This window comes from Mesorhizobium sp. RSR565B, assembly GCF_054719465.1.
In genome coordinates, this window is record NZ_JBTTIE010000001.1 from 1397525 (window position 1) to 1410843 (window position 13319).

The window sequence follows — 13319 nt, forward strand, 5'->3', positions numbered from 1 at the left end:
TCATATTGCACTGCACAATGAAATTATATGAGCGGAAATGATTGACACTGGTGGTTTTCTAGTGCCTCATGACCATGCAGGGAGGAACCATGCACGAAAAAGAGCGCCACAGGATCATTCTGTCCGCCGTCCAGGAAAAGCCTGTGGTGACGGTGCAGGAGATGGTCGACCTGACGGACTCCTCCGAGGCGACGATCCGGCGCGATATCGCGGCTCTTCATGTGCAAAAGCGCCTGCGTCGCGTGCGTGGTGGCGCCGAGGCGATCTCGCCACCGCAGTTCATCGGCCTCGCCGGCCGGCCCTTTTCCGTCAACGAAACGCTTAACGCTTCGCAGAAGCGCGCGATTGCGCGCGAAGCGGTGGAGCTGTGCAAGGACGGCGAACCGATCATCATCAATGGCGGCACCACCACCTTCCAGATGGTGCATTTCCTGACCGGACGCCGCATGCCGATCTTCACCAATTCGTTCCCCATCGCCGAGCACCTGCTCAAGCATTCGAAGAACACCGTCATGCTGTCGGGCGGCACCATCTACCGCGAGCAGAACATCATCCTCTCGCCCTTCGACAATGACGTGACGCGTAATTTCTACGCGCGCCGCATGTTCATGGGCGCTCAAGGGCTGGGGCCGCTTGGCCTGATGGAAGGCGACCCGCTGCTGATCCAGGCGGAGCAGAAACTGATCGACCAGGCCGACGAACTGGTGGTGCTGGTCGACTCATCGAAATTCCGCCAGCGCTCGAGCCTGATCCTGTGCGGGCTCAAGCGCATCGCCACCGTCATCACCGATGACGGCATCGAGGATCGCGAAGCCAACATGCTGGAGGCCGCGGGTGTGACGCTGATCGTCGCCCGCAAGTCGGCAAAGGAAGAATCCTCGCTGCAGGCCTGAGGCCAACCGCAGCGACGATGGAATGCAACGCTCAAGGGAGGAAATACGATGAGCTTTCTGAAGAAATTGATGGTGACGGCCGCGTTCTCGGCCGCCATGTTCGTGAATGCCGCCTATGCCGAGAACGTCAAGATCGCGCTGGTGGTGAAGTCGCTCGGCAACGGCTTCTTCGACGCCGCCAACAAGGGCGCCGAAGAGGCGGCCAAGGAACTCGGCGATGTCGACATCATCTACACCGGCCCGACCAAGGCGACCGCCGAAGCGCAGATCGAAGTGGTCAATTCGCTGATCGCGCAGAAGGTCAACGCCATTGCGATTTCGGCCAATGACGCCGACGCGCTGGTGCCGGTGCTGAAGAAGGCGATGGAGCGCGGCATCACCGTCATCTCGTGGGATTCGGGCGTCGCCAAGGAAGGCCGCCAGCTGCACCTCAACCCGTCCGACACCGGCCTGATCGGCGAGACCATCATCAAGCTTGCCGCCGACTATCTGCCGGAAGGCGGCGAAGTCGCCATTCTGTCGGCTTCGTCGACCGCGACCAACCAGAACGCCTGGATCGACGCGGCCAAGAAAATCCTGCCGGAAAAATTCCCCAAGATCAAACTCGTCGCCACCGTCTACGGCGATGACGATTCGGCCAAGAGCACCGACGAAGCCAAGGGCCTGCTGAAGTCCTACCCGAACCTCAAGGCGATCATCGCGCCGACCACCGTCGGCGTCGTCGCCGCCGCCCAGGTCGTCACCGATGCAAACCTGATCGGCAAGGTCAATGTCACGGGCCTGGCGCTGCCGTCCGAGTTCAAGAAGTTCATCGACAACGGTTCCAGCCAGGCGGTTGCCCTCTGGAATCCGATCGACCTCGGCTACTCCGCCGTCTACCTCGCTCATGATCTGGCGGTAAAGAAGGAAGAGGCAAAGCCGGGCGCAACGCTGTCGATCGGCCGCGTCGGCAAGGTCACGCTCGATGACAGCAACTCGGCTGCGATGGCTCCGCCCTTCCAGTTCGACAAGTCCAACATCGAAAAGTTCTCCAAGATCTATTGATCTCGGACGTCTCGGACCAAGCGCGGCGGGACCAAAATCCCGCCGCGACTTTAAACGGACCTTGTTTCAGGGCTTGATACGGATATGGACACGACAGCCCAGCACGGCATTGCGAAGGAGGAGCCCACGGGTCCTGCCCCGCGCCTGACGCTGTCCGGCGTCTCCAAAAGCTTTCCCGGCGTGCGCGCGCTGCACAATGTCAGCCTGTCGCTTTACCCCGGCCAGGTTACGGCGCTGATCGGTGAAAACGGTGCCGGCAAGTCGACGCTGGTCAAGATCATGACCGGCATCTACCAGCCCGACGCCGGCACGATCAGCATTGACGGCCTGGCCGTCACCCTGCCCAGCGCGCATGCCGCCTTCGGCCACGGCGTCACCGCCATTCATCAGGAAACCGTGCTGTTCGACGATCTGAGCGTCGCCGAAAACATTTTTCTCGGCCATGCGCCGCGCACGCGGCTAGGCACTATCGACTGGCGCACCATGCGAAAACACGCGCGCGAAGTGCTCGACACCATGCATGCCGGCCATATCGACGCCGATGCGCGGCTGAAAGACCTCGGCATCGCCAACAAGCATCTGGTAGCGGTTGCTCGCGCGATGTCGATCGATGCGCAGATCGTCATCATGGATGAGCCGACCGCAGCCCTTTCGATGAAGGAGATCGAGGAGCTTTTCCTGCTGATCGAATTCCTCAAGGAGGAAGGCAAAGCGATCCTGTTCATCAGCCACAAGTTCGACGAGATCTATCGGATCGCCGATCGCTACACCGTGTTCCGCGACGGCGAGATGGATGGCGAGGGCCTTATCAAGGATACCGGCCAGAGCCAGATCGTGCGCATGATGGTCGGCCGCTCGGTCGATCACATCTTTCCGCAACGCAAGGCCGAGATCGGCGCGCCGGTGCTGTCGGTCGCTGGCCTTTCGCACCCGACCGAATTCAACGACATCGGCTTCGAACTGCACAAGGGCGAGATCCTCGGTTTCTACGGCCTTGTCGGCGCCGGGCGGTCAGAGGTGATGCAGGCGATATCGGGCATCACCCGCATATCGGGTGGAACGATCACGCTGGAAGGCAAGACGATCACGCCGAAATCGGCGGCGGATTCCATCGAAGCCGGCATCGTCTATGTGCCGGAAGAGCGCGGCAAGCAGGGCGTGGTGATCGGCCTGCCGATCTTCCAGAATGTCTCGCTGCCTTCGCTGAAGCGCACCTCCAAATCCGGCCTGCTGCGATTGTCGGAAGAATTCGCGCTCGCCCGCTCCTACACCGAGCGGCTTGACCTCAGGGCCTCCTCGCTCAGCCAGGATGTCGGCACGCTGTCGGGCGGCAACCAACAGAAGATCGTCATCGCCAAATGGCTGGCGACGGCGCCCAAGGTGATCATCCTGGATGAGCCGACCAAGGGCATCGACATCGGCTCCAAGGCCGCCGTGCACGGCTTCATGGCCGAGCTCGTCGCGCAGGGCCTGTCGGTGATCATGGTGTCGTCGGAACTGCCGGAGATTCTGGGCATGTCCGACCGCGTCGTCGTCATGCGCGAAGGGCTGGTTGCGGCGGTCTACGATAATAAGGGGCTGGACGCCGAAACGCTGGTCCGGACGGCAGCGGGGATCGCGGCATGAAGGCTCTCCTTAAATACCGCGAGATCTGGCTGGCAGCGGCGATCGTCGTTTTGATTGCTCTGATCTCGACGCGTTTCCCGGCCTTTGCCGACCCCGGCAATCTCGCCCAGGTGTTCAACGACACCTCGATCCTGATGATCCTGGCGCTGGGACAGATGGTCGTCATCCTGACCCGCTCGATCGACCTGTCGATGGCCTCCAACCTGTGCTTCACCGGCATGGTGGTGGCGATGCTGAACGCCGCGCATCCGGCGATCCCTATCCCGCTGCTGATCGTCATTGCGCTGGCCGTCGGACTGGTGCTCGGCGCCATCAACGGCCTGCTGGTGTGGCGGCTGAACATCCCTTCGATCGTGGTGACATTGGGCACGCTCACCATCTATCGCGGCGCCACCTTCGTCCTCTCCGGCGGCGCCTGGGTCAATGCCGACAAGATGAGCCCGGACTTCATCGGCTTCCAGCGCGCAGCTTTCCTGGGCATTCCGGTTCTGTCCTGGATCGCCATACTGGTCATCGCGCTGTTCTTCGTGGTGATGACGCGAACCGCGCTTGGCCGTTCGATCTATGCCATCGGCGTCAACCCGACGGCGTCGGTCTATGCCGGCATCGATGTCGGCCGAACCAAATTCATCGTCTTCTGCATTTCCGGCATGATCGGCGGGCTCGCCGGTTATCTCTGGATTTCTCGTTATGTCATCGCCTCGGTCGAGGTCGCCAATGGCTATGAACTCAATATCATCGCCGCCTGCGTCATCGGCGGCATTTCGATTGCCGGCGGCATCGGCTCGGTCGGGGGCGCGGTGTTAGGGGCGCTGTTCCTCGGCATCATCTCCAACGCACTGCCGGTGATCAACATCTCGCCCTTCTGGCAGATGGCGATTTCAGGCAGCGCCATCATCCTGGCCGTCGTGCTCAACGCGCGCGGCGAACGCCAGCAGGGGCGGATCATTCTGAGGAAGGCGGAGGCGGCATGACCGACACCCCCGCCCCGCGCCACATTCCCGACCGGCTCGACAAGCCGCTCTCTTCAGCGATCTTTTCCTGGGAAGCGCTGCTGGTCTTCGTGGCGGTCGCCATCTTCGCCATCAACAGCTTCGCATCGCCCTATTTCCTCGATGCCTATTCGCTGTCGGACCTGACCTTCAATTTCACCGAGAAAGGCCTGATCGCCTTCGCCATGGCGCTGCTGATCATTTCGGGCGAGATCGACCTGTCGGTCGCCGCCATCATCGCGCTCGCCTCGACCATGATGGGCATGGCGGTACAGGCCGGCGCCGACACGCCGGTGCTGGTGGCTATCGGCATCGTCGTCGGGCTCGGTTGCGGCGCCTTCAACGGCCTGTTGGTGACGAGGCTCGGCCTGCCGTCCATCGTCGTTACCATCGGCACGATGAGCCTGTTTCGCGGCATTGCCTTCATCATCCTCGGTGACCAGGCCTACAAGGGCTATCCCGAGAGCTTCGCCTTCTTCGGCCAGGGTTACGTCTGGTGGGTGGTGTCGTTCGAACTGGTGCTCTTCCTCATCGCGGCCGTCGCCTACTGGTTCCTGCTGCATCGCACCAGCTTCGGCCGCCGTGTCTTTGCCATCGGCAACAATCCGGTCGCGGCACAGTTTTCCGGCGTTCGCGTCGGCCGCATCAAATTCATCCTGTTTTGCCTGACAGGGCTGATGGCCGGCATCGCCTCGGTGCTGATCACCTCGCGGCTCGGCTCGACGCGACCGTCCATCGCGCAGGGTTACGAGCTTGAGGTCATCACGATGGTGGTGCTGGGCGGCGTCAGCATTCTGGGTGGCTCCGGCAGCATTGTTGGCGTCGTGCTCGCCGCCTTTATCATGGGGCTGGTGACCTTCGGCCTCGGCCTGCTGAACGTGCCCGGCATCGTCATGTCGATCTTCATCGGCCTGCTCTTGATCGTCGTCATCGCGCTGCCGATCGTCTGGCGACAGCTGCGTGGTAACAGCTGATGCCTGAGAAATACGCCTTCAAGATGCAGCTCAAACCCGGCATGAAAGCCGAGTACAAAAAGCGCCACGATGAGATCTGGCCGTCGCTGGTGGCGCTGCTGAGAGAGGCCGGCGTCGCCGATTATTCGATCCATCTCGATGAAGACACCAACATCCTGTTCGGCGTGCTGTGGCGGCGCGACGACCATGGCATGGCCGACCTGCCGAAGCACCCGGTGATGCAGCGCTGGTGGGCGCACATGGCCGACATCATGGAGACCAGGCCGGACAACCAACCGGTGGCCATCCCCCTGGAAACAATGTTCCATATGGCATGAGTGCGCTGCGCCACATCGCCGTCATCGACATCGGCAAGACCAACGCCAAGGTGGCGCTGGTCGATCTCGTCACGCTGAGCGAAGTGGGGTTGCGCCGCATGGCGAACGCGCCGCTGCGGCAAGCGCCCTACCCGCATCACGATGTCGAGTCGCTGTGGAGGTTCATCCTCAACAGCCTTGCCAGCCTCAACCGCGAACAGCGTATCGAAGCGATTTCGATCACCACGCATGGTGCGACCGGCGTGCTGGTCGACGCAGCGGGCGAACTGGTGCTGCCTGTCCTCGACTATGAGTTCGACGGCCCCGACAGGCTGGCTACAGAGTATAGTGCGATCCGTCCGCCCTTCATTGAGACTGGGACGCCGCGCCTGCCGCTCGGCCTCAATCTCGGTGCGCAATTCTTCTGGCTTGAGAAGCGTTTTCCCACCGAATTCGCCAGGGCCGCCGCGATGCTGATGTATCCGCAATACTGGGCGCTGCGCCTGACCGGCGTTGCCGCCAACGAGGTGACCTCGCTCGGCTGCCACACCGATCTGTGGAGCCCTTGGGAGGCGGACTTTTCCTCGATGGTCGACAGGCTGGATTGGCGCAGGCTGATGGCGCCGGTGCGGCCGGCCAGGGACCAGCTCGGCCCGATCCTGCCGGCGCTTGCCGCGCGCACCGGGCTCGATCCGCAGACCCCGGTTTTCTGCGGACTGCACGATTCCAACGCCTCCCTATTGCCGCATCTTCTGTCCGACGAGCCGCCCTTCTCGGTCGTCTCGACCGGCACCTGGGTGGTATCGATGGCGGTCGGCGGCAGAGAGATTGCGCTCGATGCTGCGCGCGACACGCTGGTCAATGTCAGCGCGCTGGGCGACCCCGTGCCCTCGGCGCGTTTCATGGGTGGCCGTGAGTTTTCCCAGCTGACCAAGGACAAGCCGCAGGACTGCAGCGGCAGCGAGGTGCTGGCCGTTCTGACAAAAAAGATGCTGCTTTTGCCTTCTACCCAGCAGGGATCAGGACCGTTCCCGCACCATGCCGCGGCATGGCTTGGTGCCGAGGGCATCAGCAAAGGCGAGCGGTTCGCCGCCATTTCCTTCTATCTAGCACTGATGACGGCGACCTGCCTCGAGCTGATCGGCGCCGACGGCCCGACCACCGTGGAAGGACCGTTTGCTCGCAACCGGCTCTTTGTCGGCATGCTGGCGGCAGCGACCGCGCGCATCGTCATCGCCTCCGAGGCGGCCACCGGCACCAGCATCGGCGCGGCACTGCTCGCATCCGATCAGCCAGTGACGCACGGCAAGGGCGAAAGAATTGAGCCGCAGACCGACCCGGTCTGGGCGGCCTATGTCACCGCGTGGCGCGCGGCAGTCGACGCGCAAGGCTGATCACAAAATCCGCTTGCCAAAGGCCGACATGACGAAGTTGATGGCGTCGGCGCCGATCCGCGGCTCCAGACCGGCGGTCAGCCCGGAAACATCCATCGACAGCAGACCGCCGGACAGCGAGATCGCCTCCATTGCCTGATGCGTCTCGCGCACCGTCAGCCCGCCCGAGCCCGCAGCCCAGCCGGCGAATTCGGTCGCCGTCGGCGAATAGCTGAGATGGAAGCCTTGCGTGCCCGAGGTGGCGATGCGGATCGCCTCGTGCATGAGGTCGCGCATGCCCATGGCGTCGATGTCGGTCATGGTGAAGGCCGAGACACGCGAATCCTTGAGCACCCTTGCCTCCGCCGGATCGGCATGGCGCAGGCCGACGATGACGACATTTTCCGGCGACAGCTGCGGCTGCAGCGCGCCGGGCTTGTGATCGAGACCGAGCGCGCGGGCCAGCACCGAGACTTCAGGCATGTCTTCGGCCTCCTCGTCCTCGGGCATCAGGGCGGCGAGGGAATCGATCCAGATCAGGCCGAAGGAATGCGTGGCGCGCGCCGTTGCGGTCAGCGCCTTGTGGGCGATACGGCGATCTGCGCCGGCGGCGAGACGGACGAGGCCCGAGGGCGGCCGCTCGACGTCGGCGAGTTCGACCACGTCGAAATTCATTGCCTCCAGCCGCGCGCCGGTTCCCTCGCGGGCGATAATCCCGCCGGCTTCCGGTTCGGCCGAGATCGACACCATCTTGCGGCCGGAGAAATCCGCGACGTCGTGCATCGGCGCCTTCTCGACATATTCCGAGGTCATCGCCAGAAGCATGGCGCCATAATTCATGCGGAAGGCGACACGGTCGCCGACGGTAGGCCGCGGATCGGCATCCTGCACATCGAGCAGCAGATGGTCGCTGGAAGCGCCGAGCACCCTCACCCCCTTGGCGATCGGCGTCAGCCCTTCGACCAGCACGTCCTCGCGGCCTATATTGGCGATGGCGCGCAGCCGGTCGCCCTCGTCGGCGAAGACCGGCTGGTTGCCGAAGGCGTCGTAGCCGGATGTGCCGATCGGCCGCGAAGGCTTGAGTTTGACCTCGATGATGTCGCTGGTCAGCCGGCAGGCATCGGGTTCGAGTTCGGGCCACGGCACGTCGCGAAAGGTTTCGACACCGCCTTGCAGGATCGCCTCGCCCACGCGCAGATTGTTGATGCCGGGCGGCAGCTTGCCTTCGAGCAGCAGCGTCAGCGATGACGAGGCGCCGCCGGAAATGAAGTCGAGGCTTTTGCCGGACAGGCGCTCGGTTTTGTAGGCATGGGCGACGAGTTGGCCAAGGTTCTCCGGCGTCGGCATTATGGCGCCGAAGCAGCCGAGATTGGTGCCGATGCCGGCGATGCGCACGCCCTTGAATTGTAGGATCTGCTCGACGGTGGGGATCAGGTCGCTTGGCCAGATGCCTTCGCGGAGATCGCCGAGATCGATCATCAGCATGATATCGTGGACGCGGCCCATGCGCTCGGCAATGCGCGATATCTCGCGGATGGTGGTCAGTTCCGACTGCAGGCTGATGTCGACGGTGCGCACGACCTCCTCTACGCGCGCCATGGGCGGGCTGCGCAGCAGCATGACCGGCGCATTGATGCCGCTGTCGCGCAGCCGGCGGATGTTTTCGAAGCGCGATTCCGCGATGCCGGCAACACCGCCGCGCAGCATGGCCCGCGCCACTTGCGGCATGCCGCATGTGCCCTTCGTAACTCCGAACACCTTGATGCCGGACAGCGCGCAGCGCTCGACGATGGTGCGGGCGTTGCGCTCGATGCGGCCAAGGTCGATAGCGACTTGCGGTCCCGACATTTCGTCACTCAGGGTTTGTAGAATCTGTCAGCCAGATGCATCTTCCAGATCGTCGTACGATATTTGTCAAACTTTGCGCAGTGACGGCCTCAATGTTGGAAACCAGAGCAATTGTATGTGGGCACGTCTTTCGATCGGAGAGGCCGGTGACGCTGGTCGTTCATCATTTCGATGGTGAGTGGCAACTGACCTGCGGCGAACATGATCATCCCGCGGACTGTGGAGATTTCGAAGTTATCGGTCTCGGCCATTTGACCTCCAGGCAGGAAAACTTGGCACAGATTGGCCAGCTTGAGCGCGGATGGCTTGCCGAATGGGTGCACGGCGAATGGACTCGATGCCAACACGACGACTAGAGCTCCCTCAGTTCCCGTAGACCAGCCCTTGCGGGTCGATCTCCGGCTTGCGGCCGGCGACGAGGTCGGCCAGGAACTTGCCCGAGCCGCAGGCCATGGTCCAGCCGACATGGCCGTGGCCGGTGTCGAGGTAAAGGTTCTTGTATTTCGCCTTGCCGATGACCGGCACCGAGTTGGGCATCATCGGCCGCAGACCTGCCCACAACAGCGCCTTCTTCTCGTCGAAAGCGCCAGGGAAAAGGTCTTTGCCGGTGCTCAGCATAGACTTGAAGTCGCTGGGCTTGAAGCTGCGGTCGAAGCCGGTGAACTCGGCTGTCGAGGACATGCGCAGGCGGTTTCCGAGCCTGGAGTAACCAACCAGCCGGTCCTCGTCGGCGCCGCCCATGGTCGGTCCCTTGCTCTCGTCCTCCAGCGGGATGGTCGCGCTATAGCCTTTAACCGGATAGACGGGCAGGTCGATACCGTAGCGGCGGCCGATCAGGCCGCTCTCGGGGCCCATGGCGATGACGACGGCGTCGCCCGTCACCGGGCCGGCCGACGTCATGACCGCACGCACCCAGTCGCCCTCTATGTCGAGCCCCTCGACCGTGGTGTCGAACAGGAATCTGACGCCGAGCTTTTCGGCGGCATAGGCGGCCAGCCCATCGACGAATATCCTGGAATCCCCGGTCTGGTCGATTGGCGAATAAACGCCGCCGGCGATCTTTACCTTCACTCCGGCGAGCCCGGGCTCAAGTTCGACCAGCCGGTCGCGGCCGACGATCTCGATCGGCAGGCCATGCTTTGCCAGAAACTGGTAGTTGTCGGTGCCGGTGTCGAGACTGTGCTGCGAGCGGAAGAAATAAAGAATGCCCTTCTTGCGCTCGTCATAGTGGATGCCGGTGGCGTCGGAGAGCGCGTTGATGCAGTCGCGCGAATAGAGCGCCAGGCGCAGTTTGACCTGGCTGTTGGCGCGCAGGCGCTCCACCGTGCACTGGCGCAGGAAGCGCAGGCTCCAGGCGAGGAAATAGGGGTCGAAGCGCAGCCTGACCTTGATGCCGAGATCATGGTTCCAGAGAGCGCGCAGGAAGGTCTTCAGCGCCGCCGGCGAGGCCCAGGCGGTGGCGTCGCCCGGCGACACCAGACCGGCATTGGACTGGCTGGTGCCGCGCGCCGGCGCCGGATGGCGCTCGATCACGGTGACCTCATGGCCGTCGGCGGCCAGATAATAGGCGGCCGCGGTACCGACAACGCCGGCTCCAAGCACCGTTATCTTCATGCCACCCCCTCTTCGCGGCACAGCGCCTCCACGCCGCACCGCCATTGCTTCAATAGCGCTTCGCCGCGCGCCTTGCGAGCCCTCGGAAGTGCCCGGCTCAGCCCCGCGCGGAGTTCTTGCCGGTGAGGATACGCTCCCAGGCGAGTGCATCGGCGACGATCTGGTCGAGGTCGTCGCGTTGCGGGGTCCAGCCGAGTTCGGCGCGTGCAAGGTCCGAATTGGCAACCACGGCGGCGGCGTCGCCGGGGCGCCGGTCGCCCATCTTGACCTCGAAATCCCGGCCGAAGGCGCGCCGCACGCTGTCGATGACCTCGAGCACCGAATAGCCGTGGCTGTAGCCGCAATTGGCGACGAGGCTGCCGCCGCCGGCGCGCAGGCGCTGCAGCGCCAGCCGGTGGGCCGCAGCCAGGTCGCTGACATGGATATAATCGCGCATGCAGGTGCCGTCCGGCGTCGGATAATCGGTGCCGAACACCTGCATGAAGGGGCGTTTGCCGAGCGCGGTCTCGCAGGCGACCTTGATCAGATGCGTGGCGCCAGGCGTCGACTGCCCCGTCCGGCCCCTGGGATCGGCGCCGGCGACGTTGAAGTAGCGCAGCGCCGTGTAGCGCAAGGGATGCGCAAGCGCTGCATCGCGCAGCATCCATTCGCTCATCAGCTTGGACAGGCCGTAGGGCGATTCCGGCGCCAGGCGGGCATCCTCACGCACCGGCTCCAGGCCGGCGCCGCCATAGACGGCGGCGGTCGAGGAGAAGATGAAATGCGGCACGCCCTCGCGCACGGCGGTTTCGATCAGCGTGCGGGTCTTGGAGGTGTTGTTCTCGTAATAGGCGAGCGGATCGGCAACCGATTCCGGCACCACGATGGAACCGGCGAAGTGGATGATCGCGTCGACCTTGTTATCCCGGATGATCTGGCCGACCAATTCCCTATCGGCGACATCGCCGACGACAAGCTTGGCTTCCGGCGCTACCGCCCATTCGAAGCCCGTGGAAAGGCGGTCGAGAACGACGACGCTCTCGCCGGCATCCAGCAGTTCCCAGACCATGTGGCTGCCGATATAGCCGGCGCCGCCCGTTACCAAAACTGTCATCCGCGTCCTCTTTTACTCATGATTTATCGGAAACTGTCTCAATCACCGCCTTACTGGAAAGCCTGCGGCAAGGCCATTAGAAACGCCTGAATGTTAAATCCGTAACAGTCTCACCGGCCTGTGGCATCGTACGGAAACAAAATTGATCCACATCAAGGGAATAGGCCACGATCTGGCATCGTTAGGAACAGGCTTGGGGCGTGGCATTTTGACCAAAACGGCCCGGTGGACGACGAATGGCCCAACGATTATGATCCCGCGCAAAACTGGGAAGGCGACATGAACTATCAGCGGTTCTTCGAGGAAGCGATCGACCAGCTCCACGCCGAGCGGCGCTACCGGGTTTTCGCCGATCTCGAGCGCATTGTCGGCAAGTTTCCGCGCGCCATCTGGCGTTCAAACGGCCGCGCCGAGGAAATCACCGTCTGGTGCTCCAACGACTATCTCGGCATGGGCCAGAACCCCGATGTCATTGCCGCGTTCCAGAATGCAGCCGGCAAGATGGGTTCGGGCGCCGGCGGCACCCGCAACATTTCCGGCACCTCGAACCCGCTCGTCGAGCTCGAGCTGGAACTGGCCGACCTGCACGACAAGGAAGCGGCGCTGGTCTTCACCTCCGGCTTCGTCTCCAACGAGGCTTCGATCTCGACCATTGCGCGGCTTTTGCCCAATTGCCTGATCATTTCGGACGAGTTGAACCATGCCTCGATGATCGAAGGCGTACGGCGCTCGGGCGCCGAAAAGAAGATTTTCCGCCACAACGACGTCGCGCATCTCGAAAGCCTGCTGCAGGTGGCGGGCCGCGAACGCGCCAAGCTGATCGTGTTCGAGAGCGTCTATTCGATGGATGGCGACATCGCGCCGATCAAGCAGATCGTCGAACTGGCCGAACGCTACAACGCCATGACCTATATTGACGAGGTCCATGCCGTCGGCATGTACGGACCGCGCGGCGGCGGCATCACCGAGCGCGAGGGGCTGGCCGACCGTATCGACATCATCGAAGGCACGCTGGCCAAGGCGTTCGGCACGCTGGGCGGCTATATCGCCGGCAACAGCGCCGTCATCGACGCGGTGCGCTCCTATGCTCCGGGCTTCATCTTCACCACGGCGCTGCCGCCGGCGATCGCCGCCGCCGCCACCACGTCCATCCGTCACCTCAAGCGCTCGCAAGCCGAGCGCGATGCGCAGCAACAGCAGGCATCGCGGACCAAGGAGGTTCTTTCTGCAGCCGGCCTGCCGGTGATGGAATCGCCGACGCATATCGTGCCGGTGCTGGTCGGTGACCCCGAACTCTGCAAGATGGCCAGCGACCGTCTGCTCGGCGTGCACGGCATCTACATCCAGCCGATCAACTATCCGACCGTGCCGCGCGGCACCGAGCGGCTGCGCATCACGCCGACGCCGTTCCATACCGATGCGCTGATTGCGGGACTTCAGGACGCGCTGGTCGAGACATGGGATGCGCTCGGCATTCCCTATGGCTCCGCAGGGCGGCCCACTGTCGCCAAGAGCGACCGGATTGTGCCGCTGCTTGTGCCGAAGTCGGGCGGCTGAAGCCGCCGC

At 63.3% G+C, this 13319-nt stretch carries 12 protein-coding genes; 9 read left to right on the top strand and 3 right to left on the bottom strand.

Annotated features, from left to right (window positions below; translation table 11 throughout):
• The first annotated feature begins 89 nt into the window (after nucleotides 1-89).
• The 7 genes from ACYG9R_RS06760 to ACYG9R_RS06790 all read left to right on the top strand — a co-directional run bounded on the left by ACYG9R_RS06760 (nucleotide 90) and on the right by ACYG9R_RS06790 (nucleotide 7219).
• A complete protein-coding gene (locus ACYG9R_RS06760; protein WP_023669662.1) occupies nucleotides 90-893 on the top strand; it encodes a DeoR/GlpR family DNA-binding transcription regulator in 804 nt (267 codons plus the stop codon).
• Between the two features lie 48 nt (nucleotides 894-941).
• Nucleotides 942-1937 (top strand): rhamnose ABC transporter substrate-binding protein, encoded by a 996-nt coding sequence (rhaS, locus tag ACYG9R_RS06765; RefSeq protein WP_023669661.1) that lies wholly within the window; start codon nucleotides 942-944, stop codon nucleotides 1935-1937.
• Between the two features lie 84 nt (nucleotides 1938-2021).
• The gene (locus ACYG9R_RS06770) at nucleotides 2022-3563 is read left to right on the top strand and encodes a sugar ABC transporter ATP-binding protein (protein WP_023823717.1); all 1542 of its coding nucleotides are present in this window, start codon (nucleotides 2022-2024) and stop codon (nucleotides 3561-3563) included.
• Nucleotides 3560-4537, top strand: a complete 978-nt coding sequence (locus ACYG9R_RS06775) for an ABC transporter permease (RefSeq protein WP_023745314.1) — start codon at nucleotides 3560-3562, stop codon at nucleotides 4535-4537. Before ACYG9R_RS06770 ends, ACYG9R_RS06775 begins: the two co-directional genes overlap by 4 nt.
• Nucleotides 4534-5529 carry an ABC transporter permease gene (locus tag ACYG9R_RS06780; RefSeq protein WP_023681926.1) on the top strand — a complete coding sequence of 332 codons (996 nt, stop codon included), beginning with the start codon at nucleotides 4534-4536 and terminating at the stop codon, nucleotides 5527-5529. The genes ACYG9R_RS06775 and ACYG9R_RS06780 overlap by 4 nt, the downstream gene beginning before the upstream one ends.
• Nucleotides 5529-5846, top strand: coding sequence for an L-rhamnose mutarotase (gene rhaM, locus ACYG9R_RS06785; protein ID WP_023681927.1), 318 nt, complete (start codon nucleotides 5529-5531; stop codon nucleotides 5844-5846). The genes ACYG9R_RS06780 and rhaM overlap by 1 nt, the downstream gene beginning before the upstream one ends.
• Entirely contained in the window at nucleotides 5843-7219 is a 1377-nt protein-coding gene (locus tag ACYG9R_RS06790) for an FGGY-family carbohydrate kinase (RefSeq protein ID WP_023681928.1), read from the top strand. The genes rhaM and ACYG9R_RS06790 overlap by 4 nt, the downstream gene beginning before the upstream one ends.
• Here ACYG9R_RS06790 and ACYG9R_RS06795 read toward each other — a convergent pair whose 3' ends face one another.
• Nucleotides 7220-9046, bottom strand: coding sequence for an alanine racemase (locus ACYG9R_RS06795; RefSeq protein ID WP_023681929.1), 1827 nt, complete (start codon nucleotides 9044-9046; stop codon nucleotides 7220-7222). It abuts the gene before it with no gap.
• 146 nt (nucleotides 9047-9192) lie between these two features.
• Here ACYG9R_RS06795 and ACYG9R_RS06800 point away from each other — a divergent pair, with 146 nt between their 5' ends.
• Complete coding sequence (locus ACYG9R_RS06800) at nucleotides 9193-9402, top strand: hypothetical protein (protein ID WP_031203497.1); 210 nt, start codon at nucleotides 9193-9195, stop codon at nucleotides 9400-9402.
• Nucleotides 9403-9409: 7 nt separating this feature from the next.
• Here the strand turns inward: ACYG9R_RS06800 and ACYG9R_RS06805 are convergent, their stop codons facing one another.
• On the bottom strand, nucleotides 9410-10660 hold the full coding sequence (locus ACYG9R_RS06805) for a D-amino acid dehydrogenase (RefSeq protein WP_023681930.1): 1251 nt from the start codon (nucleotides 10658-10660) through the stop codon (nucleotides 9410-9412).
• A 97-nt stretch (nucleotides 10661-10757) separates the two neighbouring features.
• Entirely contained in the window at nucleotides 10758-11753 is a 996-nt protein-coding gene (gene galE / locus ACYG9R_RS06810; RefSeq protein WP_023669652.1) for a UDP-glucose 4-epimerase GalE, read from the bottom strand.
• 279 nt (nucleotides 11754-12032) lie between these two features.
• On the opposite strand from galE, the gene hemA reads away from it, so the two are divergent.
• Nucleotides 12033-13310, top strand: a complete 1278-nt coding sequence (hemA, locus tag ACYG9R_RS06815; protein ID WP_023699526.1) for a 5-aminolevulinate synthase — start codon at nucleotides 12033-12035, stop codon at nucleotides 13308-13310.
• The last annotated feature ends 9 nt before the right edge of the window (nucleotides 13311-13319 follow it).